Below are 23,401 nucleotides of genomic sequence, written 5' to 3' on the forward strand. Positions count from 1 at the left end.
ATCATTTCTTGCCGCCGTCCATACTAAAAACTTTATCAATTTCTTTCTCTTCAAAGAAATCTTGAATTGTTTTTATCCACTCTTCAATGAAAAATGTTGTATGCAAACTTTTTAAAACCTGTAGTTCTGGTTTACTAACTTTCTTATATAGTCTTTTTCTTATATCAAGGTAATCGAGCAAAACATGCGAAAAATAAAATATACATATTTCTATAGAAATGTTTAATACCCATATAGGGTTGAATAGACCTCTAAAAATGTGAACGCTATCAAGCGTAGCAGAATTCATGCCCAACATAAGACTATGAACACTGTTTGATAATAGATTGTATATTCCTGACTCTACGTTTTGGGGCAAAATACCTGGGCTAGATATTTTGTGTGTTGGATTTTTACCAGAAAGGAGGCGTTCTTTTTCTTTATCGCTTAGCGCCTTAAAATAGCTGTTCCATTCCAATGATTGGATGTATTGAGATCTTCCTGTTTTGTGGATGTGTGATGCCCAGCTATCGGTTAGTACAACTCCAATTTTTTCTAGAATAGCGTGCTTGTTTCTGTCTTCGTTTAATGTTGCTATGTAGTACCTAAATTCTAGTTCATCGTGTGAGATTTTCCTTTCAGAAAAATAGCAATACATATTCGTTGTTTCCATGATATTTCTTGATGCAGATGCTATAAGAGATATATCAAGCAGCTCATATTTTTGTTCTTTATGATTTATTTCTTGAAACAAATTTATAATACTATTGACGTGTAAAAGTATTTTTTCGACATATTTCTCAAGTAAAAGAGTTCTTAAAGCACTAGCACGTGTGTCGCATCCTATTGGCGATACTTTATAGCCAGTGTCATAAAGCTGCATTAGGGTTTCAAGTCTAATCGTCATTTTAGGCGTATCTTATTTAAAGTTTTTGTTTGCTGTTTTCAGGAAATTCAATAAATCTGCATAAGTCTGCAACATTGCCCGCCGTTCCTGAATTCTGGCGTAAGGATCACGCCGATTATACGCTTTTCTAATTTTGTAGTTCATGCGCCGGAGTGCCATGACCAAAGTCGCCGTGGTAACTCAAGACGACTTTTCTTTTCCTTGGGTTCTTTTGCCATTCTCCCACCTTCCTTTCAAAATTTGAGTATCTTTTTCTCTCAAAAGCAGAATACTCAAAAAGATACTCAAGTCAATTGAGTACGAAATGGGGTTTAGTCGGATGGGGTCGGACAAGAGAAAAGGCCAAGATCCTTGTTTATCAATGGATTTTGGCCTTTCTTGGTCTTTATCAGACCATCAAATGGTGGAGGCGGGGGGAATCGAACCCCCGTCCGCGAATACTCCACGCGAAGCATCTACAGGCTTAGGTCAGGATTGAATCTCGCCGCGCTGGTGGCCCCTGACCAAGCGCAACGCGGCAAGCCCGCCGGTGCAATTCTCACGGAAAACCCCGGCGAGCGCCGGTTTCCGCCAGCCTGATAAATGTCGCCGCACGGGATTATCAGGCGTGGTCCCGAGCAGCGCGACCGGCAATGCGGTCAGTTGCCTCACTGCCTAGGCAGCGTAAGCGTAGTCGTAATCGTTGTTGGCAATTACTGTGTTGCCGCTTTTTTACGAGGCCAGCGGCGCCTCGGCCTGCCACTCCGGCTTCTACATCCACGTCGAAACCAGTGCGCCCCCATATCCGGGTCAGACAAATAGATAAGCCGCTTGGCCCCACTTGGCAAGCTCAGCGGACGTAAAAATGCGAGAGCGGGCCTTTGAGACACATATGGTAGCGGCTGAACAGCGGATTCTCGGCCTCCTGTTCCGGTTCCTGCAAGGCGGTGTGCGCCTGACAGGCCACTTCCACGCCGTGCGAAAGCAGGGCCAGGCGGGCCAGTTCCTGAAAACGACGTTGCAGGGCCGGTTTGCGGGAAATAATCTCGCAGACCTTTTCCGTGTCGTTGTCGCTGCCCTCGACCACCAGACGGCCTTCAGGCGACAGGTACAAATGCAAACGCTCTTCCAGATCCAGCTTACCGGCTTCCATCTGTCCGTGCAGCAGGGCCATGAAGGATTCCTGTAAGCTGTCCAGGCGTTCTTCCAGAGCCTGCGAAAGCTCATTTCCATCCCGGGCCAGGTTTTGCAGGGCGCGGGAGGCTCTGCCCGCCAAGAAAGTTGACGCCTCAGTGCCGGAGTCGGACTCCACGGCCGCCGTAACAGCTGCGGAAGTGCCGGACTGCATATGGACCATGCTGGCGAGGTGGTTCTGGCTGTTGCTATTCACGAACTCCTCCAGTGGAGTGATGTCTCCGGCATATCGCGCCGTTGCGATGTTCCGTAGGTTTATCGCCCTGAACATTTACGGCCATTTTTTCCTTTGTGCGTTCGTGCCTTGCCTCTAGCAAAATGGGTGCCAGCAGGGATTGGATTCTTTATCGCCCTTAAAAGTCTAGAGAAATTCAAAAGAAATGGTAACCGGATGGAAAAAGAAGGCGCGAGCCGAGCGCGTTTCAGCCGTGGCGGCGCGTTTTTGACGCGCTGCGAACAGGAGATTTCCGCCGCAAAGGCGGTGTAAGCGCTATCCGTACGGCAAAATTTGCCAGTATGGGGACGTGGATGGAAAAATGAGGGCAGGAGGAGAAGAGCGCTCAGTTCTCCAGGCTGCGCGCCAAGGCTTCGCCCTGGGGGCCGCCGCCCGCCATTCTGGCCAGTTCCGCGTGGCGGGCGGGGCCGTCCAGGGGCGAGCAGAGCGTAAACGTGGCTTCCTCGCGGACCACTTTGCTGATCTGAAAGTGTTTCCGCGCCCGCGCGGCCAGTTGCGGCCAGTGAGTGATCAGCAGCATCTGACGTTGTTCCGCCAGGGCGTTGAGCTTTTCGGCCAGTTTGTTCAGGGTGAGGCCACCCACGCCAGCGTCCACCTCATCAAAGATATAGATGGCGCTTTCCGCGTCCTGGCGCACGCTGGTCAGGGCCAGCAAAAAACGCGACAGTTCGCCGCCCGACGCGATACGGTCCAGCGGCTGGGGCGGCTGGCCGGGGTTCGGCGCCCAGAGAATGCGCACGCGCTCGTCCGTGACGCCCGGCCAGAGTTCATGGGGAACAAAATCGGGGATCACCCGCACCTGTTCGGAAAAGCCCAGATCGCGCAGCTGGCCTTCCAGACTGCGGGCAAAGTCTGACGCGGCCTCACGGCGCACGGGCCGGATACGCTCGACCACAGCAGCCAGTTTTTCCGCCAGCGCGGCTTCCTCTTTGGCAAGACGCGAGAGATCCAGGGCGCAGACATCCAGAAAAGAAAGGTTTTCCTCAATTTCACCGCGCAAAGCGAGAATTTCCGGCAGGCTCCGCCGCAGTTTGCGTTTGAGCTGGGCCAAGGCAAAGAGGCGTTCCTCCACATTGTCCATGTCCATCTCTTCGTCGGGCAGGGGCGGGCGGCGCAGATGATTGCTCAGATGCACCAGCTGCTGGCGCAGGGCGGCGACGGCCTCCGCCTCGGGCGTCAGCACGTCGTCATCCTGGCTCATGCTGTGGATGAGGCGCTCAAACTGCCCTAGCATGTCCAGTAGTCCCGGCCCGTCCTCACCGTGCAGCAGGATCAGGGCGTCTTCATAATTTTTCCGCAGATGCTCCTGTGAGCGGACTTTGGCCCGCAATTCCTCCAGGTGCTCTTCCTCGCCTTCTTCAGGTGATACTTTATCTATTTCCTGCTGCTGCATTTCCAGCAGATCGCGCCTGTCCGCCAGATTGGCCTGCTTTTCCAACAGGGCTTTGCGTTGGGCCGAAACCTGTTGCAACTGGCCGAGCAGGGCGTCGCGCTCTGCCAGCAGTTCGGGTTGCGGAAAGGCGCTTTCCATGAGCCGGGCTTGAAAGGCGGGCTGCAAAAGTTGCTGCTGGCCGTGCTGGCTGGTGTGGGTGACCAGGCGCGCGCGCAGCTCACGCAGGCTCTCCTGCGAACTCAGCGCGTCATTGACGTAGAAACGGCTGCGGCCGCTTTCGGCCAGCAGTTCTCGCCGCAGCACCAGATCCTGCTCCTCAAGGGTGAACAGCGCTTCCACTTGGGCCCGTTCCGCGCCCGGCCGCACCATTTCCGCGTTCAGTTTGTCACCCAGCAGAAAGCCCAGCGCCTTGAGGATGAAGCTCTTGCCCGCGCCGGTTTCGCCCGTGAGCACATTCATGCCCGGCGAAAAGTCCAGCTCCATATCCTCGATCAGGGCCAGATTGCGGATGCGCAGATATTCCAGCATGGTTGTTCACAACTTGAAGCGATGGGTTAATAGTGCGCCGTTGTTTAGGCCGCGTGACGCCGCGGCATGGCGGCATTCTAGCAAAACGGGCCGGCCAAGGCAAAAGGCCTATTGTCTGAGGCGCGGGTCCAGCAGGTCGCGCAGGCTTTCGCCCAGAAGGTTGTAGCCCAGCACGGTGATCAGAATGGCCAGGCCCGGATAAACCGAAAGCCAGGGCGCGCTTTCAATGACTGTTTTGCCTTCCATGAGCATATTACCCCAACTGGCCGTGGGGGGCTGCACGCCCAGCCCCAGAAAGCTCAGGCTTGATTCCACCAGAATGGCCCCGGCCACGCCCAGTGTGGCGGTGATCAGCACCGGCGCAAGGGCGTTGGGCAGAATGTGGCGGAACAGAATGCGCCGGGTGGGGCTTCCGGCCAGGCGGGCGGCGGCTACAAATTCGCGTTCACGCAGGCTGAGGGTTTCGGCGCGCACCAGACGGGTCACGCCCATCCAGGAGGTCAGACCGATAACGACCATAATATTGGTAAGGTCGGGCTCCAGAAAGGCAATGACCGCCAGGATCAGGAAAAACGAGGGGAAGCAGAGCATAATGTCCACCAGACGCATGATGGCCTCATCCACCCAACGTCTGAAATAGCCGCTGACCAGGCCCAGCACCGTGCCGATGCTGATGGAGATGCCCACGGCCACGAAGCCCACCCAGAGGGATACGCGCCCCCCGTAAAGCAGGCGGGAAAAAACGTCGCGGCCCAGGCGGTCGGTGCCCAGCCAGAAGCGGGAGGAGGGCGGCTCCAGAATATGGTCCAGATGCAGGGCAGTGGGCGGATAGGGCGCGAGCAGAGGAGCGCAGACCGCAGCCAGGGACATGATCAGCACAATGCCCAGCCCCAGCGAAAGCATGAGGTTGTGCCCGAGAAGGCGTCTCAGCATATCTCTGACGGCAGCGGGAAACATCAGTTCCGCTCTCCGTCGGCGCGGATGCGCGGGTCGGCCAGGCCGTAGCCGATGTCGGCCAGCAGATTGCCCGCCAGGGTGAGCACCGCGCCCAGCACCAGATTGCCCATGATCATGGTGTAGTCGCGGGCCATGACCGCCGCGTAAAACAGCTGGCCCAGGCCGGGCAGGGCGAAAATGGATTCGATGATCACGCTGCCGCCGATGAGTCCCGGCACGGAAAGACCCAGCAGGGTAATGACCGGCAGCAGGGCGTTACGCAGGGCGTGCCGCCGGATAATCAGGCTTGGCGGCAGACCTTTGGCCCTGGCTGTGAGAATGTAGTCCTGACGCAGCACTTCCAGCATGCAGGCCCGCATATAGCGTGACATGCCCGCCAGACCGCCGACCGTATAGACCAGAATGGGCAGGGCCAGATGACGGGCCAGATCGCAGAATTTCCCCCAGGGGCTCAGACTGGCGTAATCCATGGAAGTCAGGCCGGAAATGGGCAGCCATTGGAGATCAATGCCGAAAAACAGCATCAGCAGCAGGGCCAGCCAGAAAGAGGGCATGGCAAAGCCCAGAAAAACCAGTACGGTCACGCCGCGGTCCAGCAGTGAATTCTGCCTGCAGGCCGAGAGGATGCCCACGGGAATGGCGATGAGCAGCGTCAGCACCAGGGAAATCACATTCATGGAGACGGTCAGGGGCAGGCGTTCCAGAATCTTGTCCAGCACGGGCCGCGCGTCGGCGGACATGGAATTGCCGAAATCAAAATGGAGCAGGCGCAGCAGCCAGTCTCCGTACTGTACGTATAAAGGCCGGTCCAGACCGTAGAGGGCTTCCAGACGCTGGCGCGCCGCCTCGCCGGCCAGGGGATTCAGGGTGGTCTCCATGTCCGTGGGCGAACCGGGGGCCAGATGGATGACCCAGAAGGAGATCAGGGTAATGCCCCAGAGCACCAGCAACATCCAGAGGGTTTTTCTGGCGGCTCTCAGGGCGATGGCCGTAAAGCGGCCCCGACGGCTGCGGGTGGGGGAGGGCGTGCTCATGGGAGAGAAGGGCGGTTTACTCCGTCCGCGTCAGCCACTGGCGCATGTCCGCCACTTCCTTCTGCCATTCCGGCGAAAGGCGCAGCTTGAGAAAGCGGGCATACAGAGAGTCCAGCAGATCCACGCAGACTTCCATCAGGTAAAATTTTTCCAGCAGCAGGGCATCGGGATCCTCGTCGCTGTCGCTCTTGTCCAGCTTGGGAGTCTTGAGGCTGCCCAGGCCGAAATCTTCGGCCTTGAGGGTGAGCTGGAAGGCCAGTTCGTCCTTTTCCAGGCGGATCAGCGCCCGGCTGACCTTCTTGCCCATGCCCAGGCCGAAGCGCGCCTCACGCAGGGGCGAGAGCGAACCGGAAACCGAAGCGGTTTCCCTGGCGTCGCCTTCGCCGCCCTGAACCACGATGCGCTGCTCCATGGAAACGGCAAAGGGCGCGCCATCGCCGTCCGTGAACGCGCCGGGCGCGGTGTCGCTCTGGTACCAGAGCCAGGTCAGAAATTCCTGGCCCAGAATGCTGTCCGTGGATTCGCCGGAAAGAGGCATATTCATCAGAGAAATCTCCCCGCTAGGCAAGCGGCGCGAATTGGGTTGCTTCAAGCTGGTCCAGGCGGATGAGGCTTTCCTCATCCAGCATGGAGGCCGCCAGAGTATACGGCGTCAGTTGCTCCAGATGCAACTCGAAGGTTTTCAGAAATTCCTCCATGAAGAGGTCAATCATCTTGTTCTGGGTGGAGGCGAACCAGACTTCGTTTTTGTCCGTGGCCCAGAGCACGTTGAATTCACCCGGCACCGGCAGGAAACGCTGGCGCAGGCGCAACATGACCTGTTCCTTGAGTTCTTTTTTGCGTTCGCGCGAGATGAAAGTCTTGTTCTGCTCGCGCATGCGTTCCTTTTCCTGGCGCAGGGCCAGGGCCAGATGCTTTTTGACCACACCGGCCGGGATGCGTCGCATATCCAGGCGCAGGGAAAAAACGATGTAAGCGCCTTTCTGCGGCGGAGCGACGGCCCATTCAGAATCCAGCATATCCTCAAAGCAGACCCAGCCCTGGGCCTGCATTTCGGGGATGTCATCAATGTCGCGGAAGGCGAACTGCTTGAGCTTGTCCGGGATCTGGGGCCAGAGCGCGTCGGGCACGGGATCCAGAATGCGGAAACGGGTAAAACTGCAGGTACTGTTGGCAAAGCCCATGAGAACTCCTTGGATTGGAACGCGAGACCGCTTGTGTTGTACGTCAGAGCTGCCGCGTCGGCAAGTCCCGCCCGCATGGGAGGGAGTTTTGAAAGATCGCCGTTTGCGCCTCCAAACAGCACTCGGGTGAGCTTTTCTTCGGCCTGCTACATGAGGGAATAAATGTCCCATAATGATAATTATGTAAACTTTTGTTTTTCTCAACCCAAATCGAGGGCTGCTCAGACGCCACTCTTGACGCGCCTCTTCTCTTCCAGCACCATGCCTCCAACCCATAAGGAGCCGCCATGCCAGGAAAATCAGGATCACGCAGCACAAAATTTCAGGCGCACACGCAACGGCGCGTCCAGTCCGGCAACAGCCAAGCTGAAATCCGCCACGCCTCAACCGCGCCACGGCAAAATACCGACAAGCTCGACGCGCCCGGCGGCGTGCGCCTGAACAAGGCCATTGCCGCCGCCGGATTGTGCTCGCGGCGCAAGGCCGACGAATTGATTCTTGCGGGTCAGGTCCTTGTCAACGGCGTTCTGGAAGCGAATCCGGCCCGGCATGTGCTGCCGGACGACTGCATCGCCGTCAACGGACGGGAGCTCACCGCGGCGCAGGAATACTGCTATCTGTTGCTGCACAAGCCCGTGCAGACCGTCTGCACGGTCAGCGACCCTGAGGGACGACCCACAGTCATGGAATACCTTCCGGCCGGGGTTCGACATCTGCGGCTTTATCCGGTGGGACGGCTGGATTATTTCTCGGAGGGCCTGCTGCTGCTGACCAATGACGGCGAATTGGCCCAGCGGCTGACCCATCCCCGTCACCATCAGCCCAAGGTCTATGAAGTGCTGGTGCGTGGTCCCGTGCCGGAAACGGCGCTGGCGGCCATGCGCCAGGGCATGCGCCTTGCCGAGGGTCAGGATTTGTTGCCCGTGGATGTGGAGCGAAAAACGGCGAACAGCGGCAACAACACCTTGCTGCGTATGGTGCTGTGTCAGGGCGTCAACCGTCAGATCCGTCGCATGTGCCGGGATCTGGGACTGACTATTCTGCGTCTGCGCCGCGTGGCTCAGGGGCCGCTGGATTTGGGTGAACTCACGCCGGGACAGGCGCGGCAACTGACGGCCCGGGAAGTGGCCGTTCTCAGAAGCAGCGCCGGTCTGCCCTCTTCCGCGTAATATGGTTACAAGATTAGGCAATGCAACTTTAAAATTGCTCGCGGAGTCGAGTAAAGCGAGATTCCCCGCCGCGACGCCGTAGCCCTAATCTTAAGGTAATCTGCTCTAGAATTGATGCTGCAGGTACATGATCCAGAGTACGGAGAGGATGACATGGCAAACGAACAGGCCGGGCCTTTTTCTGGCGGCAAGGCTCAAGCCCATCCCCGCCAGATACCAGCAGGATTCTCCGGCCAGGAACCAGACATAGGCGGAATGCGACCGGTACCACGGCACACCGGCAACGGGTCCCTCACCGCCGAATAACCACTGGTATTGTGGATCATGGAAAGAGTTCCAGATCTCGCCCAAGCTCAAGACGCAGAAAAATACGCAGACGGCGAACCACAAAAAACGCGGCGCCTGACCCACCCGAAAATTTTTCCGCGGCTCACCGCCTTCCTGCCGACTCTCCCGCATTTCGGTCTACTCCTCTTTCAGCAGGCGCTCCAGAAAGTCTATGGCGTCCTTTTGCAGGGCGCAGAGCTGGGCTTCGCCCTTGAAGCTCTCGGTGTAGACCTTGCAGATGGCTTCCGTGCCTGAAGGGCGCACGGCAAACCAGCCGTCCTCGCTGACGACCTTGATCCCGCCGATGGGCGCGTCATTGCCCGGCGCGTGGGTTTGCACGGCGGTCACTGGCGAGCCGCCCAGGGTTCGCAGATTCACGCTTTCCGGCGTCAGCGCCTTAAGCAGCGACCGGGTACGGTCGTCAGCGGGCGCATCCAGGCGCTGGTAGACCGGCGCGCCGAGCCTGTCGGTCAGCCTTTGGTAGATTTCGCTGGGCGAAGCCTGCTCCTTGGCCATGATCTCTGCGGCCAGCAGGCACATCAGCGGGCCGTCTTTGTCCGTGCTCCAGGGCGAGCCGTCAAAACAGAGAAAGGAAGCGCCGGCGCTTTCCTCGCAGCCCAAGCCGCAACGCCGGTTGAGCAGATAGGGCACAAACCATTTGAAGCCCACGGGCACTTCCACCACGGGACGGCCGAGTTCCTTCCCCACTCTGTCCAGCATGGCACTGGTCACCAGGGTTTTGCCGATGCCGCACTCGGCCGGCCAGTCCGTTCGGGTGCGGAACAGATGCCAAGCCGCCACCGTCAGATAATGATTGGGATTCATCAGTTCCTGGCGGGTCACAATGCCGTGGCGGTCGGAATCCGGATCGCAGGCGAAGGCCAGGTCAAAGTCGTTGCGTATCTCCAACAGGCGGCTCATGGCATAGGGCGAGGAACAATCCATGCGGATCAGGCCGTCTTTGTCGCAGGGCACAAAGCGGAAGGTGGGGTCCACCTTCTTGTTGACCACAGTCAGGTCAATGCCATAGGCCTCGGCAATAGGATCCCAGAGCGGCAGGCTGGCCCCGCCCAGCGGATCCACGCCCAGCCTGAGGCCCGAAGCGGCGATGGCTTTCATGTCCAGCACCTTGGGCAGGTCTTCCACATAGGCGCGGATAAAATCGTACTCCTCCACCAGAGGAGAAGATTGGGCTGCGCGCAGGTGCATGAGCTGAACATTGCGGTTGCCGCTGTCCAGATAGGCATTGGCGCTTTTTTCAATCCAGCCGGTGACTTCGGTTTCAGCCGGGCCGCCGTGCGGAGGATTGTATTTGAAGCCGCCGTCGCGCGGCGGATTGTGCGACGGCGTAATGATGATGCCGTCGGCCAAACCGTCGCTTCGCCCGGCATTCCAGCGCAGAATGGCGTGCGAAACGGCGGGCGTGGCGGTAAACGCCCCGTCTTTGGCGATGCGCACGCTGACGCCGTTGGCCACCAGCACTTCCAGGGCGGAACGGAAAGCCGCCTCGGACAGGGCGTGCGTGTCCCCGCCCAGAAAAAGCGGGCCGTCAATGCCCTTGGCCTTGCGGTAGTCGCAGACGGCCTGGGTGATGGCGTAGATATGTTCTTCGTTGAAGGTATGCAGCACAGATGAGCCACGATGCCCGGAAGTGCCGAACGATACCCGCTGGGCCGGAATTTTGGGGTTGGGGAATTCGGTGTAATAGGCGCTCATCAGCGCGGGGATACGTTCCAGCTTCTCAGGGGCGGGCAGATGCCCAGCATCACAATGGACGACGGCCATAAAGAACCTCCAGCGAAGATGGTTCCAGTCTACGCCGGAACAGAGCGCGCCGCAATCCTTGGGTCGCCGTTCAGTGCGTCGCCAGATTATGGAAAAAAGCCCGATGCCGCTCCAGGTGCGGGCCACGCAGTTCACTGGCGATCATGCCGAAAGCCGTGCGGACGAAAATCCGGCGCAGATCTGCTTGGTCAAGGCGCGCCTGTTGTGCTGAAGCCGCGCGCAATTGACGGCAGTGCTCCGTCAGGCGTTGCGCCCGGACTAGGCTTGTATGCCTTTGGGCCACAAGGCGGCGTCCGTTTTCAGCGATCTCCGCCAGTTGCCGGGGCCGGGCGAGATAGGAGGACGCGATGCGGGCGGCTTCGGCCGCATCATCTTTGGGGTATGGGGGCAGAATGCTTTCATCCGGCGTGAACAATTCATCCAGGCCGTTGCCACACTGCTCCATGAGCAGGGCCGAACCGCAGCCCATGGCTTCAAAACAGCGAAAATTGACTTCGGAAAAGGCGGTCTGATTGAGCACGATGCGGCTGCGCCGGAAGACGGGAAAGAAGTCGCCCGAGCGCATCACCAAGGGGTGCAAGGCGCGGAAGTTCCGTAGAAAAGGCTCCCGTCCGGGGTTGTTCTTATGCCCCAGCGTGGCCACAAACGCCACCGGAATATCCCGCGCGTCAAAAGGCGCGGCCTCGTCCACAGAGCGGCAGAACAGGGGAAACCACTGCGCGGGCAAGCCCTCATCGGCAAACAGGGACAGAAAGTCCTTCTGGGCCGCCAGCACCAGGTCAAAACCCCGCGCGTACGGCAGATGCCAGGGGTTGCAGTAGGTATCAATGGAATAATAAAGCGAGGGGCACGGCGCGGATTCGGGATTAATCAGCAGCGGCAGGTTGCCGTCATCGGCATAAAACAGCATATCCGGGATAAAGCCCCGCCCCGCTGCCTGTTCGAGCAGGTTGCGCGCTGTTTCCGGGTGCGGCAGAGGAATATCCGCCTCCGGATCCGGGCAGACCGACAACACGGCATGACCAAGTTGACGCAGGGACTGCGTCAGATACTGACCGCCCACGGAAAGGATGCGTAGCTTCATCTTCAATAGTAAAAGGGCCGTCCCCGGAGGGACAGCCCTGGTTATCGTTGCAACGGCGTTTACTTGCCGAGGGGTACGGTGCGGAAATAGACATCTCCGCGCCGTTCAATCTGCAGCATGACTGCCCCGCGCTTCACGCCCTCTTCCTTGACGATCTTGGAAAGAGCTTCACCGCTGTTCACAGGCTTCAGATTGGCCTTGAGAATCACGTCGCCGGGACGCAGATCGGCTTCGGCGGCGGGCTTGTCGGGATCGACATCCACGATCATCAGGCCTTCGTCCTTGTTGAGCTTCAGCTCGCGGCGTTCCTCAGCCTTGAGGGGACGCACCGAGAGGCCCAGCAAGCCTTCGTCCTGCTGCTTCTGCCCCATGCCGGGCCGCCCGTCGCTCTGGCCGCTCTTGCGTTCGCCCAGGGTGACCTTAAGGTCGAAGTTCTTGCCGTCGCGCCAGATGGTCAGCACGGCGTCGCTGCCGGGAGCCTTGTCGGCAATGGCGCGCAACAGGGCCGAGGCGTCTTCGATATCTTTCTTGTCCACGGCGATGATGATGTCGCCGTCCTTCATACCGGCCTTGGCCGCGGGCTCGTTTTCCATGACGCTGCCCACCAGGGCGCCCTTGGGTTCTTTCATGCCCAAGGCCTTGGCGGTGTTTTCATCCACGTCCTGAATACTCACACCGATCCAGCCGCGGCTGATCTTTTTGCCGCTCTTGATCTGGTCAATGATTTTGGCGGCCATGTTGCTGGGGATGGCAAAGCCGATGCCCTGGCCGCTGGCGATGATGGCCGTGTTGATGCCCACCACCTGACCGGCCATGTTCAGCAGCGGGCCGCCGCTGTTGCCGGGGTTGATGGAGGCGTCGGTCTGGAGGAAGTTGTCGAACGGCCCGGAGCGGATATTACGGCCCTTGGCCGAAAGAATACCGGCAGTCACCGTGTGGTCCAGACCAAAAGGATTGCCGATGGCCAGCAGCCATTCGCCCACCTTGAGCGCGTCGGAATCGCCGAAGGTCAGGAACGGCAGGGATTTTTTGGCATCCACTTTCAGCAGGGCCAGGTCGGTTTCCTCATCGGAGCCGATCAGCTTGGCCTTGAGCGTCTCGCTCTTGCCGTTATTTTCGTCCAGGGTGACGTGAATCACGTCGGCGTCGGCCACAACATGATTGTTGGTCACAATGTAGCCGTCAGCGGACACCAGAAAACCGGAACCCAGCGACTTCTGCTTCTGCTGGGGACGCTTTCCGCCACGCCCCTTGCTGCCGCCGAACTGATCAAAAAATTTTTCAAAACCGGGGGGCATATTACGGAACATTTCGCCGAAGAAATCTTCAGGCCCGCCCCCGGAAGTTTTGCGTTCCGTGCCGATATTGACCACAGCCGGGCCGCTTTTCGCCGCCAGCTCGCTGAAGTCAGGCAAATCCGCCGCCTGTGAAAGCTGGGCCGAGGCCAGAAAGGTCACGGCCAGCAGGGCGGCGAGGCATTTTTTTAGAATCATGGAACCACTCCTCATTACTTGTTTTGCAGAGCCTTCTGCAAAGCCTGTGCCATAATGCCCATTCCGTTGCCGGAAGAGGAGGCGCCGGCCGCGGCATGCTGTTTCCAGGCTTTATCGTCGGCGGCCGAGGCCGCTTCGGAACCTTCCGGGGCCAGACTGATGCGCCGGGCGGTACTGTCCAGATTTTGAACAATCAGGGTCACACTGTCGCCCTTGTCCAGCTTGCTGAACTGAGCCGCGTTTTTGGCGTTCTTGATCACACCGGCGGGCAGCAGCCCGGTGATGCCGGGGGCCAGGCTCACAAACAGGCCGTACTGGGTGCGGCTTTCAATCGTGCCGGTCACCGTGGAGCCCACGGCAAAGCGCTGGGCCGCGTCCTGCCAGGGGTCGCCCTCGGCGTCGCGCAGGCTCAGGGCGATACGCCGCGTTTCGGCGTTGACGTCCTTGATCTTGACGGAAACCGTTTCGCCCGCGCTGAGCACTTCCTCAGGCTTGTTGATCCGTTTGGCCCAGGACATTTCGGAAATATGGATCAAACCTTCCACGCCGGGCAACAGTTCTACGAACGCACCGAAAGGCGCCAGGCGCACCACCCTGCCCTGCACCACGTCACCGGGGTTCAGGCGCGCGGGCGCGTCCTGCCAGGGGTCGCCCTCGGCCTGCTTGCGCGAAAGGGAAATGCGGATCTGGCCTTTGTCGTTTTTGCTGATGCCGAGCACCTTGACCCGGACCATATCGCCGGGGGACACGGCTTCGTCCGCCGAACCCACGCGGGACCAGGACAGCTCGGAGAGGTGGATCATGCCTTCCACCGCCGGAGCCAGCTCCATGAACGCGCCGAAGGGCGCCAGGCGGGTGATCCGCCCTTCCACGGTGTCGCCTTCCTTGAGGGTTTCCAGCAGCTTGTCCAGATTTTCCTGGCGTTCGCGGTCCAGCAGGGCGCGGCGCGAAACCACGATATTGCGGCCCCGGTTTTCCACGCGGATGATCAGGAACTGCATGCCCCGGCCTACCATGGAATCGGCGTCGCTCGGCGCGGCGTCCATCTGGCTGCCGGGACAGAAGGCGGTTTTGCCCAGCACTTCCACCGTATACCCGCCCTTGCACACGGCGGTCACGCGGCCGTCCACCGGCAGGGCGGCGTCGCGCGCCTCTTCGAGCGCGGCCACGCCGCTGCCGCTCATGGAGCGGGAAAGGCGGATTTCCTGCGGAGAAACAGCAATGACCCAAGCTTCCACGCTGTCGCCAGGCCCCGCGCTTTCCTTGCCCTCGGCATCCAGAATGTCCTTGCGGTCCATGATGCCGTCCACCTTGATGCCCACATCCACAAAGACGCTGTCTCCGGTGATGGCAATGACGGTGCCGCTGACCTTCTGGCCCGGCTGCAAACGGCCGGAAGAAGCGCTGTGGGCCGCCAGCATGGCGGCAAAATCTTCAGTGCCTTCTTCCTGCGCGGGGCTTTCTGTTTTTTCCTCAGTCATATTTCCTGCTCCTCCAAACTGGGCGTTTTGTTTAAGTTGGTAATCATAGCCTATCCTTTTACAGAAGACAATGAATGAGCACACCGCTTTTTGGGTGGAGCGCGACGCGGCATATGGTTTCCGGCATGTATGGGGCGTCCGCGCGGCTTATGAAGAATGGTCGAAATTTATACGCTGTATAATTTTTATGCAGAGCGATGCCGGGGATTCCTGATTATTCCTGATTCTGCCCGGCCGTTTTCTCAGCGGCGCAGGCGTGGATTTTGATTTTTGGCGAATATTCTTCATCCAATACATGAAATATTTTTTACAGCCCCACCTAAAAGCCGGATTATCCCCCAAGATCAGGTTGTTGCATCATCAATACCGGAATGACGGCCACGGCCGCCACCACGGCCATAATCGCATAGATGCTGTCCATGCTCCAGGTGGAGGCAATAACGCCGAAAAGCAGCGGCGTCAGCATGTTGGTTATGCCGCGCAGGAAAGAGTTGATGGAAAAAACGTCGCCATAGGCCGAAGCCTCGCGCACCGGCTCGGTGATGATGGCCTGGATGACCGGAACCGTGCCCTTGGTCACAATGCCGAGCAGCAAAGCGATGGCCACGATAAGCGCAAGCTGGTCCACCGCGATCAAAGCGCAGAGCAGGACCGTCAGCAGCAATTCAGCGGCCACAAAGACCTTGCGTGGGCCGAAATTGTCCACAAAGCGGCCGCAGGCCATCTTGCCGAGAAAAGAACCCACCGAGAAACCCAGCGCGAAGGAGCCGATGATTTTGGGGTCCATCCCCTTGGCGATGAGCAGCAGGGGCAGAAAGGTGAAGATGCGGTCATTGCTGAACGCATTCAGAATGCTGGCCAGCATGGACAGGGAGATATTCCTCTCTCTGAACATGGCGAAAGAGGGAAAACTTCTGCCTGGAGCGGCTTCTTCCTGTTGTTCCGGATGCTCGCCCCGGCAGGAGAGCACAAGCCAGAGCGCGGCGAAAAGCGCCGCCGCGCCGTAAACCAGGCAGACGGCCCGCCAGCCCGGAAATCCGGCGAAGGAATAGGCCGCGGCAAAGGCCGCCAGGGACACCAGGGGAATCCTGCCCACATCGCCAATAGCCGTGAAGTCGCTCATAACCCGGCCCAGGCGGCGTCTTTCGGTGTGCAGGGTGAGATAGGAAAAGGCGATATTGTGAAAGACGTTGTACCCCGTCACGGCCAGAATGAAGCACAGCCCGGCGGCAATGATATTGCCCGAGAAGGTGCCCGCGCAGAAACCGGCTCCGCACACGGCGGTCACCAGGGCGATGGTTTGCATGAAGCCCAGCTTCCGGGCCAGAAACAGCGTGCCCAGCCCCGCCGCCGTGCCCGCGGCTGTGCCCAGGGAAACAATCAGCCCCACGGCCTCTTTCCCGGCGCCAAAGGACAGCACCATGAAGGCCAGTAAAATGGGAACAGCGTCGAAAAGCCCGTCAATAAGAATATGGTAGGCGTTGAGCAGGATGTAGCGGGCGCGGGAAAGCATGTTTTTTCCTAGGCGGGAGTTGCGCAGATAATCCGGACTGCGTAATGACGCGGCGAACATAGCCGCGCGCATTCCGGTCCGCAAGAAAAATTTTCGAACGACGCCCCGGAGCCGTCAACGCAGTTGCTTGAGCGCCCGCCGCGCAATCTCAGCTATGAGCGCATCCGTGGAACAGGCTTCAGGCCCGCATGCCCCCTGCCCCGCTCCACGACAGGCTGCCGCCCGCAACGGGTACGGTTTGCAGAAAGCGCGCGCCTGCGCCGGTGAGTATCCAGGCAGGATTGATCCACCTTTCGCGCAGCAGCGTGAGCAGCCACTCCGACGGAATGGAGCCGCGCCGCCTGGCATCGGAAACAACGAATTGCCGCAGCCCCAGAAATGCCGCCAGTTCAGACTGGTTATGGCATTCCGCGGCCTCAAGCAGGCGGTTCCAGCGGGCTTCGGGGTCTGCCTGATACAGGAGGGAACCATAGGGGGCAGGGTCTTCGGTCATGTCAGCTCTCCGGCGTTGCTGATGGCAACCGCCGATAGGAGCAATTGCCGGGAGCTGACTACCGCCCAAGGACGGCGGGTTTATTCCCTTCCCGGAGGAAAGTTTTGTATTCACCGCACTCCCGACAGCATACGCAGAGAGACAGCCATACTTACCGAAGCAAGCATACCCCGCGCGTGTCGGCGGCGGTCCACCTTGGGTAAGGTGTAGTCAGCACCTGCGGGGAATATGCCCGAAAGGCGTTGAAAGCGCCCATGAACGCCAAGGTCCCGCGCTGAATCAACGCGGGGGCCTTGGCGTGGCGGTTTGTTATGGGAAATTTTCGTTTCAGAAAAAGAAAAAACCCGGCGTTTTCACAACGTCCGGGTTTGTTTTTCTGGTAGCAAGGGAGGGATTTGAACCCCCGACACTGCGGGTATGAACCGCATGCTCTGACCAACTGAGCTACCTTGCCATACTGCGTCCGGTGGCGACGCGTCGATTTGTTTATACAATTTGCCTCTGCTTGGCAAGCGCTTTTTGCGCCGCCCGTCAATTAACCATGAAATAATAGATAAAGGGTGCGATCAGCAGGCGGTAAACGGCAAAGGGCACCAGGGTCATCCGCCCCACCAGGGCCACGAATGCCTTCACCGCCAGCAGGGCCGAAATGAAGGAACCCACCATGCCCACGGCGAAAAAGGGAATATCCGCCGCCGTGAACAGGCTGAGATTCTTGAGCATGTCAAAACCCGTGGCCGCCACCATGATGGGTACCGCCGCGATAAAAGAATATTCCGCCGCCAGCGGCCGTTTTGCCCCCAGCAGCATGCCGCCCATGATGGTGGACGCCGAGCGCGAAAAGCCGGGCCAGAGGGCCAGACACTGAAAACAGCCGATGCCCAGTGCCAGACGCGGCGTCATATCGTCTAGGCTGATGCAGGTGGGCTTGTGCTTGCGCCGCTCTACCAGGATCATGCACACGGCTCCCACCACCAGGGCGATGAGCACGGTGGCGGGCCGGAACAGATATTCCTTGATCATGGAGTGGAACAGCAGGCCCATCACGCTGGCGGGCAGCGAAGTAAGGATCAGCAGCCAGATGCCGCGCATGCCGGCGAAGCGCACATAGGGCTGGGGCCGGACCAGGCCCCAGAAGCGCTTCCAGTACAGCACCACCACAGCCATGATGGCCCCGAGCTGGATGACCACTTCAAACGTGGCGGCCCGGTCGCCCACAAAGTTGAGCAGGTCGCCCACAAGAATCAGGTGGCCCGAGGAGGAAACCGGCAGAAATTCGGTCAGTCCCTCCACTATGCTCAGAATAAGAGCGGTGAGCAGATTATCCATATCTGGCCTCCGGACGGGCCGCCGTGGCGCGGTGTCCGCTGTTTTTCGTTGTCCGTCCGCGTTGCGGCAGTGCCGGCGCGGCATTGCCAAAAAGCCGTACCGTGGCTATGTAACAAAAAAAGTGAGGACTACCCCGATGCCGACCATTATGCCCAAGAGTGAACTTGTGCGTCGAGCTTTCGCCTATCTGCAGGAGGAACGCAAACACGACCCCGGCAAAAGCCTGCCCAGCCTGCTGGACGAAGCGGGCATGCGCTTCAATCTCACGCCTGTGGACGCGGAAGCCCTGGAGCGTCTTTTACGCAGTGAGCAGAAGCTCAACTGAGGTTCCGTTCTTTTTTTCGTCAACGTTTGGCGTCAGCAGACCTTACGCGATTTCACTGCCGTCAGGCACGGGCTTGGCAACAGCCAGCAGGCTGAGTTCGTCCCCGCCCTGGGCGGTAAGCACCATGCCGTAGGACATCAGCCCCCGGATTTTGCGCGGCGCGAGATTCAGCACGGCGCAGACCTGCCTGCCCACCAGATTCTCGGGTTCGTAGTATTCTGCCAGTCCCGAAAGAATCTGGCGCGGCTGCCCTTCGCCGAAATCAATCTCCAGACGGAGGATGCGATCCGCGTTAGGGTGCCGCTCCGCAACACGCACCGTGCCCACCCGCAGATCCAGAGCCTTGAAGTGGTCAAAATCCACTTCAGACCGCCCCGCTTCCGTGGAAGGCGCGGGAACCTCCGCAGCAGCGGCGGACTTGTCCGCCTTTTTTTCTTTATGTTTTTCCTGAACCTTTGGCGCGGCGGCGTTCTTGTCCTCCGCCTCGGTCTTTTTCTTCACGTCGATGCGCGGAAAAAGATTGGACGCGGCCGCCACATGCGTGCCCGCGCCCAACCCGCCGAAGCAGGTGATTTCTTCTTCCAGGCCGGTTACCGGGGGCAGATTTTTTTCCGTGGGCTGGCCCAACTGTTCCAGCATCTGACGGGAGGCGTCGGGCATGACCGGCCAGAGGCAGATGGCGATTTTGCGCATAGCCGCCAGCAGAATATACATGACCGTGGCAAGCCGCTCCATATTCCCCTGCTTGTGCAAAGCCCAAGGGGCCTGGCTGTCCACGTACTTGTTCAGGGCGCGCACCAGTTCCCACAGGGATTCCAGGGCCTGGGCAAACTGCACGTTGCCGAACAACTGGGAGAAATTGCGCATGGCTGTGGCGCAGAGCTCCACGATGGCCTCGTCATCCGGCTCCTGCTGCGTGGGCTGCGGCACGCGGCTGCCGAAATACTTGGCGGTCATGGAAAGCACCCGGCTGAAAAGATTACCCAGATCGTTGGCCAGATCGGCGTTGATCCTGCCGATGAGCGCCTCTTCGCTGAAGCTGGCGTCGGAACCGAAGTGCATCTCGCGCAGCAGAAAATAACGGAAGGCATCCAGCCCGAAGCGCTGCCCCGTTTCCAGGGGGTCCACCACATTGCCCAGGGATTTTGACATCTTGGTGTCCCGTGAGAGCCAGTAGCCGTGCACGTTGAGGTGCTTGTACAGCGGCAGACCGGCGGCCTTGAGCATGGTGGGCCAGAACACGGCGTGCGGTTTCAGGATATCCTTGGCCACCAGATGTTCGCCGGGCCAGTAACGGGCGTAGTCCGGCCCGTCGGGCCAACCCAGCGCGCTGATATAGTTGATCAGGGCGTCGAACCAGACGTAGCAGACGTAATCCTTGTCAAACGGCAGCTCAATGCCCCAGGTCAGGCGCGTTTTGGGGCGCGAGATGCAGAGATCCTCCAGCGCGCCGGATTCCAGCATGGCCAGCACTTCCGTCCGGTAGCGCTCGGGCCGGATGAAGTCCGGATGCCGGGCGATATGCTCCCGCAGCCAGGGCAGATACTTGGACATGCGAAAGAAGTAGTTCTTTTCGCTGATGAATTCCGGCTTGGTCAGATGCTGGGGGCAGAGGCCGTTTTCCAGCTCTTTTTCGGTGTAGAAACGTTCGCAGCCGTAGCAGTAATGGCCACCGAACTCGCCGAAATAGATGTCGCCGGCGTCATACACTTTTTGCAGAAAGTCCTGCACCGCGCGCTTGTGCGCCTCGTCGGTGGTGCGCACGAAACGGTCGTTGGCAACGCCCAGTTGCGGCCAGAGCGCCTGAAAACGGGCACTGACGGCGTCCACGAATTCCTTGGGGGTCTGGCCCTGCTTTTCGGCGGCCTGCACTATTTTGTCGCCGTGCTCGTCCGTGCCGGTCAGAAACAGCGTGTCCTCCCCCTGGAGTTTGTGAAAACGGGCCAGAGAATCCGCCACCACCGTGGTGTAGGCGTGCCCCAGATGAGGATTGGCATTGACGTAGTAAATGGGCGTGGTGATGAAAAAGCTTTTCACACAAGGCTCCGTGCTGTTGGCTTGAATTCAGTCTCTACAGCTCATTTCAAAATCGCCCTCGGGCGATTTATGAGGATCACTTCGCCGAAAACCATGTTTTCGGCTCGTTCACGGCGGATGTTGCCGCCGTGGCAGGCTCTCGGCCGCCGATAGCAGTCCGTTATGAAATGACTTCTACCCGTTTTCCGGGCGTTGTGACGGCTTGCGCCGACGCTTGCGGCGGCTTTTGCCGGGCTCGCCGGGTGGACTTGGCGCGTCGCCTCTTTCCTCCCGGTTTTCCGCCGAACCGGCCGCAGGCGGCTGCTCCGCCTCCCCAGCCCGCCCGCTTTCGGCGGGGGGCAAGAGATCGTCAAACAGGCCGGGGTCTTCCACCGTGTCGGGCGTTACGGAAACCACCAGCAGGCCATCGCCCTGGCGGGGCTTGGCTGCCTGCTTGGGCTGACCGCCCTGCTGCTGCGGCTCGGGACGATGGGGCGCCAGAGCCTGCCATTCGTCCAGGCTCAGCTCCAGTTCCTCGTTGTTTTCCGTGAGCACGGACAGGGAGTTGCGAAACATGTTCGCCCGCAACACCTTCATGCCGCCCCGGTCGGTCTGGTATTTTTTGCCCAGACGCGGGCAGTTGCGGTGGAAATGATCGTAATTTTCCTGCTCGTAGGAAAGGCAGCAAAGCAGACGGCCACAGATGCCGGAAATTTTGGCGGGATTGAGAAAGAGGTTCTGTTCCTTGGCCATGCGGATGGTCACCGGCGCGAATTTGCGCAGATAGCGCCGACAGCAGCAGACCATGCCGCAATTGCCCACTGCGCCCACCATCTGGGTCTCATGCCGCACGCCGATCTGGCGCAGCTCGATACGGGCACGGTATTCGCGCACCAGATCCTTGACCAGATCGCGGAAGTCGATGCGCGCGGGCGCGGTAAAGTAAAAAATCAGCTTGCTGCGGTCAAAAAACACTTCCACGTCCACCAGCTTCATATCCAGACGGCGATCGCGGATGCACTGGCGGCAAAAAAACGTGGCCTCGCGGGCAAGAGTCGCGTTTTCCCGGCCGGTGTCTTCTTCCGCGGGCCCCGCCTGCCGCAGAATGGAAGGCAGGTCCCGCTCTTCAGAGCCGGGCAGGCTCTCCAGCGGACCGGAAACCACTTCAGCCAGGGTCAGGCCCTGATCGGCCTCAATCAGGACGTGGTCGCCGCGCCTGAGCTCCGGCGGTCCGGAAAAATAGTTCGTCTGCCCGAGCGCGCGGAATTTAACACCGAATATAGACATAAACATCACTGCGGTAAAAGCGTCAAAAAAGTCTGCCCAAAGGATTACTTTTCGGCCATATCGGCCTTGCTGTCAACACAGGGCAGCCGTAGCGCATCATTCGACACATTTGGAGGCAAGACATTACCAATCTATTCCACCCGGAGACGGCGGCAAGGCTCAGGCAGGAGTAAAAGGCTCGATTCTTCCGTCAAAGCCTTGCCCCGCCCGCTCTCTGTAAAGACTTTCATCAGCGGGGTCATTGCCGTGGAGGTGTTTTTCGTAATCCACCTCCACCAGCAGGGCGTTAGGGTTGAATACAAGGTTGCCGCTTGCCAGGGCTATGACGGAGAGTTCCGTATCCGCGAAATGCGAGTGGTAGCCCGTGTAAAAAACACCTTGGCCATAGACGCTTTTCAGCCAACGGCGCATTGCCAGCCCGAACACCGCGATCTTTCCGAAAAATCTTCCGTCATTGAACGCAAGGAGTCCGGCCCGGCTTTTTTCTAATGCATGCAGGCCATAGTCCAGCCAGTACTGGCCCGCGAAGGCGTCCTGCGCCACGTAGCCGAAGCAGGCGGACCGCGTTTTATTATAAACGCTGTTGGCCGTGGCGATGAATCCCAAACGAAGGTCATCTTCAGCAATGACAAGGAGGCCTTCCCGATCCGTGCGCCTGCTCATGACCTCGGCGGCCCTCCGGGCCAGTTTCATATCCGTGGTCGGCATGACAATAATAGTGTCATGGGCGCGGGGTTCGACATAATCGGCCAGCGAGGAGGTTTTGATATGGCTGATGTGCAGCATGGATTCCTTTTATGAAAAAGTCGGGAAAGAACGCGGGCCCGTTGGTGTTGTGAACCGCGTGCAACGAATGCCCTGCCGGTCGGCCGCGAGACGGAATTCAGCTTCCTGTCCGGCGTTACGGGCCAGCCCGTATGCCGCCTCAACCTCAGCAAGGCCTTCCTCCAAGCGGAAGCTGCGCAGGCAAGCCAAGGCATAATCCAGACTTGCCCGCCAGTCTTCCGGAGCATCAAGACTACGGCGGGCATTGCAGTTGACCGCAAGAGAAAGAAGAGGGGTTTTGTCGCAGCATTCAGTCATCTTCCGGACCCACAGCCGACGGTTTTCCTCATCCGGAATCCATTGCTCCGCCATGAGAAACATCTCCAAGGCGCTTTCCGGACAGTCTCGCGCCGGATCGAACTGAAAACCCGGCTGACAAAGACGCCCTGCGCGCGCCAGCATATCCGCCCAGGCCAAACAACCCTGAAAAAGATTCGCGGGCGCGGGCAGCTCCGTCTTTTTACCGTGCTGACGCCGCCAGCAGGCCTGAAACGCGGGCAAGTCTCCCAGGCGAAGGGCCGCAACGGCACAGACGGTATGGATATCAAGAGAAGCTTCAGCGTCAGGGGAAAAATCCGGCCCGCAGCTTTCAGGTGCGAGAATCTCTGAAAGCAGATTCCGCGCGTCTTCCATGCGACCGCTCTCAAGGAGCAGGCGCAGGCGCATGGCCGTGACATCGTGGTGGATGTCCTGACGCTCAAGCAGCGCCGCCAATGACGGCAGATGCTTTCGGTATGCGGGATTGCCTCTCGCCCACTGGACGCAAGCCAGAGCGAAAATCCGTTCCGATTCGCCGGGGGCGCAGGTCCGCGCGGAGAAGGATCGGAATATACGGATAAGTTCGGAAGCACGGTGCTCCGGCAGGTGGTTCATCTGCACTCTCC

General features: G+C 59.1%; 21 protein-coding genes, 1 tRNA gene and 1 other RNA gene. 2 read left to right on the forward strand and 21 right to left on the reverse strand.

The features are described from left to right. Position 1: 1 nt before the first annotated feature. From FYJ44_RS06295 to rdgC, 8 genes are all read right to left on the reverse strand, one after another. Positions 2–862 carry a hypothetical protein gene (locus tag FYJ44_RS06295; RefSeq protein ID WP_154510275.1) on the reverse strand — a complete coding sequence of 287 codons (861 nt, stop codon included), beginning with the start codon at positions 860–862 and terminating at the stop codon, positions 2–4. Between the two features lie 425 nt (positions 863–1,287). Beyond that, positions 1,288–1,666, reverse strand: a transfer-messenger RNA (tmRNA) gene (ssrA, locus tag FYJ44_RS06300). A 49-nt stretch (positions 1,667–1,715) separates the two neighbouring features. Further along, positions 1,716–2,255 carry a hypothetical protein gene (locus tag FYJ44_RS06305; protein ID WP_288229448.1) on the reverse strand — a complete coding sequence of 180 codons (540 nt, stop codon included), beginning with the start codon at positions 2,253–2,255 and terminating at the stop codon, positions 1,716–1,718. A gap of 364 nt (positions 2,256–2,619) precedes the next feature. Beyond that, positions 2,620–4,215: a DNA repair protein RecN gene (locus FYJ44_RS06310; RefSeq protein WP_154510280.1), complete on the reverse strand. Its 1,596-nt coding sequence runs from the start codon at positions 4,213–4,215 to the stop codon at positions 2,620–2,622. Between the two features lie 108 nt (positions 4,216–4,323). Beyond that, on the reverse strand, positions 4,324–5,148 hold the full coding sequence (locus FYJ44_RS06315) for an ABC transporter permease (RefSeq protein WP_374042595.1): 825 nt from the start codon (positions 5,146–5,148) through the stop codon (positions 4,324–4,326). Positions 5,149–5,171: 23 nt separating this feature from the next. Beyond that, positions 5,172–6,206, reverse strand: coding sequence for an ABC transporter permease (locus FYJ44_RS06320; protein WP_154510286.1), 1,035 nt, complete (start codon positions 6,204–6,206; stop codon positions 5,172–5,174). 16 nt (positions 6,207–6,222) lie between these two features. After that, positions 6,223–6,750 (reverse strand): hypothetical protein, encoded by a 528-nt coding sequence (locus tag FYJ44_RS06325; RefSeq protein ID WP_154510289.1) that lies wholly within the window; start codon positions 6,748–6,750, stop codon positions 6,223–6,225. Positions 6,751–6,766: 16 nt separating this feature from the next. Then, positions 6,767–7,390: a recombination-associated protein RdgC gene (gene rdgC / locus FYJ44_RS06330; protein ID WP_154510292.1), complete on the reverse strand. Its 624-nt coding sequence runs from the start codon at positions 7,388–7,390 to the stop codon at positions 6,767–6,769. 431 nt (positions 7,391–7,821) lie between these two features. Between rdgC and FYJ44_RS06335 the strand changes: the two genes are divergently transcribed. Then, positions 7,822–8,559: a pseudouridine synthase gene (locus tag FYJ44_RS06335; RefSeq protein ID WP_288229601.1), complete on the forward strand. Its 738-nt coding sequence runs from the start codon at positions 7,822–7,824 to the stop codon at positions 8,557–8,559. 105 nt (positions 8,560–8,664) lie between these two features. Here the strand turns inward: FYJ44_RS06335 and FYJ44_RS06340 are convergent, their stop codons facing one another. From FYJ44_RS06340 to FYJ44_RS06380, 9 genes are all read right to left on the reverse strand, one after another. Beyond that, positions 8,665–9,018, reverse strand: coding sequence for a hypothetical protein (locus tag FYJ44_RS06340; protein WP_154510298.1), 354 nt, complete (start codon positions 9,016–9,018; stop codon positions 8,665–8,667). Between the two features lie 6 nt (positions 9,019–9,024). Beyond that, positions 9,025–10,671 carry a phosphoglucomutase gene (locus FYJ44_RS06345; protein WP_154510301.1) on the reverse strand — a complete coding sequence of 549 codons (1,647 nt, stop codon included), beginning with the start codon at positions 10,669–10,671 and terminating at the stop codon, positions 9,025–9,027. 70 nt (positions 10,672–10,741) lie between these two features. After that, on the reverse strand, positions 10,742–11,755 hold the full coding sequence (locus tag FYJ44_RS06350; RefSeq protein WP_154510304.1) for a glycosyltransferase family protein: 1,014 nt from the start codon (positions 11,753–11,755) through the stop codon (positions 10,742–10,744). Positions 11,756–11,814: 59 nt separating this feature from the next. Beyond that, positions 11,815–13,248: a DegQ family serine endoprotease gene (locus FYJ44_RS06355; RefSeq protein ID WP_154510307.1), complete on the reverse strand. Its 1,434-nt coding sequence runs from the start codon at positions 13,246–13,248 to the stop codon at positions 11,815–11,817. Between the two features lie 14 nt (positions 13,249–13,262). Then, positions 13,263–14,729 (reverse strand): 30S ribosomal protein S1, encoded by a 1,467-nt coding sequence (locus FYJ44_RS06360; protein ID WP_154510310.1) that lies wholly within the window; start codon positions 14,727–14,729, stop codon positions 13,263–13,265. Positions 14,730–15,060: 331 nt separating this feature from the next. After that, positions 15,061–16,242, reverse strand: a complete 1,182-nt coding sequence (locus FYJ44_RS06365; RefSeq protein WP_154510313.1) for an MFS transporter — start codon at positions 16,240–16,242, stop codon at positions 15,061–15,063. A 178-nt stretch (positions 16,243–16,420) separates the two neighbouring features. After that, positions 16,421–16,735, reverse strand: coding sequence for a helix-turn-helix domain-containing protein (locus FYJ44_RS06370; protein ID WP_154510316.1), 315 nt, complete (start codon positions 16,733–16,735; stop codon positions 16,421–16,423). A gap of 377 nt (positions 16,736–17,112) precedes the next feature. Then, positions 17,113–17,189, reverse strand: a tRNA-Met gene (locus tag FYJ44_RS06375). 77 nt (positions 17,190–17,266) lie between these two features. Further along, on the reverse strand, positions 17,267–18,064 hold the full coding sequence (locus FYJ44_RS06380) for an undecaprenyl-diphosphate phosphatase (RefSeq protein ID WP_154510319.1): 798 nt from the start codon (positions 18,062–18,064) through the stop codon (positions 17,267–17,269). Between the two features lie 136 nt (positions 18,065–18,200). Here FYJ44_RS06380 and FYJ44_RS06385 point away from each other — a divergent pair, with 136 nt between their 5' ends. Continuing rightward, positions 18,201–18,389: a hypothetical protein gene (locus FYJ44_RS06385; protein WP_154510321.1), complete on the forward strand. Its 189-nt coding sequence runs from the start codon at positions 18,201–18,203 to the stop codon at positions 18,387–18,389. A gap of 42 nt (positions 18,390–18,431) precedes the next feature. On the opposite strand, the gene metG is transcribed toward FYJ44_RS06385, so the two are convergent. From metG to FYJ44_RS14635, 4 genes are all read right to left on the reverse strand, one after another. Then, complete coding sequence (gene metG, locus FYJ44_RS06390) at positions 18,432–20,426, reverse strand: methionine--tRNA ligase (RefSeq protein ID WP_288229272.1); 1,995 nt, start codon at positions 20,424–20,426, stop codon at positions 18,432–18,434. 174 nt (positions 20,427–20,600) lie between these two features. Further along, positions 20,601–21,692 (reverse strand): PSP1 domain-containing protein, encoded by a 1,092-nt coding sequence (locus FYJ44_RS06395; RefSeq protein ID WP_154510324.1) that lies wholly within the window; start codon positions 21,690–21,692, stop codon positions 20,601–20,603. 159 nt (positions 21,693–21,851) lie between these two features. Beyond that, positions 21,852–22,478, reverse strand: coding sequence for a hypothetical protein (locus FYJ44_RS06400; RefSeq protein WP_154510327.1), 627 nt, complete (start codon positions 22,476–22,478; stop codon positions 21,852–21,854). 9 nt (positions 22,479–22,487) lie between these two features. After that, complete coding sequence (locus FYJ44_RS14635) at positions 22,488–23,390, reverse strand: hypothetical protein (protein WP_229772558.1); 903 nt, start codon at positions 23,388–23,390, stop codon at positions 22,488–22,490. Positions 23,391–23,401: the final 11 nt, after the last annotated feature.

It is taken from the genome of Desulfovibrio porci, from assembly GCF_009696265.1.
Taxonomy (GTDB): Bacteria; Desulfobacterota; Desulfovibrionia; order Desulfovibrionales; family Desulfovibrionaceae; genus Desulfovibrio; species Desulfovibrio porci.

Excerpts from the sequence above, each read along its gene's own strand:
- FYJ44_RS06295 (WP_154510275.1), bottom strand. The coding sequence starts at position 862 with ATGCAGCTTTATGACACTGGCTATAAAGTATCGCCAATAGGATGCGAC.
- FYJ44_RS06400 (WP_154510327.1), bottom strand. The coding sequence starts at position 22,478 with ATGCTGCACATCAGCCATATCAAAACCTCCTCGCTGGCCGATTATGTC.
- FYJ44_RS06350 (WP_154510304.1), bottom strand. The coding sequence starts at position 11,755 with ATGAAGCTACGCATCCTTTCCGTGGGCGGTCAGTATCTGACGCAGTCC.
- FYJ44_RS06385 (WP_154510321.1), top strand. The coding sequence starts at position 18,201 with ATGCCGACCATTATGCCCAAGAGTGAACTTGTGCGTCGAGCTTTCGCC.
- FYJ44_RS06340 (WP_154510298.1), bottom strand. The coding sequence starts at position 9,018 with ATGCGGGAGAGTCGGCAGGAAGGCGGTGAGCCGCGGAAAAATTTTCGG.
- FYJ44_RS06360 (WP_154510310.1), bottom strand. The coding sequence starts at position 14,729 with ATGACTGAGGAAAAAACAGAAAGCCCCGCGCAGGAAGAAGGCACTGAA.
- FYJ44_RS06380 (WP_154510319.1), bottom strand. The coding sequence starts at position 18,064 with ATGGATAATCTGCTCACCGCTCTTATTCTGAGCATAGTGGAGGGACTG.
- FYJ44_RS14635 (WP_229772558.1), bottom strand. The coding sequence starts at position 23,390 with ATGAACCACCTGCCGGAGCACCGTGCTTCCGAACTTATCCGTATATTC.
- FYJ44_RS06320 (WP_154510286.1), bottom strand. The coding sequence starts at position 6,206 with ATGAGCACGCCCTCCCCCACCCGCAGCCGTCGGGGCCGCTTTACGGCC.
- FYJ44_RS06370 (WP_154510316.1), bottom strand. The coding sequence starts at position 16,735 with ATGACCGAAGACCCTGCCCCCTATGGTTCCCTCCTGTATCAGGCAGAC.
- FYJ44_RS06310 (WP_154510280.1), bottom strand. The coding sequence starts at position 4,215 with ATGCTGGAATATCTGCGCATCCGCAATCTGGCCCTGATCGAGGATATG.
- FYJ44_RS06355 (WP_154510307.1), bottom strand. The coding sequence starts at position 13,248 with ATGATTCTAAAAAAATGCCTCGCCGCCCTGCTGGCCGTGACCTTTCTG.
- FYJ44_RS06395 (WP_154510324.1), bottom strand. The coding sequence starts at position 21,692 with ATGTCTATATTCGGTGTTAAATTCCGCGCGCTCGGGCAGACGAACTAT.
- FYJ44_RS06365 (WP_154510313.1), bottom strand. The coding sequence starts at position 16,242 with ATGCTTTCCCGCGCCCGCTACATCCTGCTCAACGCCTACCATATTCTT.
- FYJ44_RS06345 (WP_154510301.1), bottom strand. The coding sequence starts at position 10,671 with ATGGCCGTCGTCCATTGTGATGCTGGGCATCTGCCCGCCCCTGAGAAG.
- FYJ44_RS06315 (WP_374042595.1), bottom strand. The coding sequence starts at position 5,148 with ATGCTGAGACGCCTTCTCGGGCACAACCTCATGCTTTCGCTGGGGCTG.
- rdgC (WP_154510292.1), bottom strand. The coding sequence starts at position 7,390 with ATGGGCTTTGCCAACAGTACCTGCAGTTTTACCCGTTTCCGCATTCTG.
- FYJ44_RS06325 (WP_154510289.1), bottom strand. The coding sequence starts at position 6,750 with ATGAATATGCCTCTTTCCGGCGAATCCACGGACAGCATTCTGGGCCAG.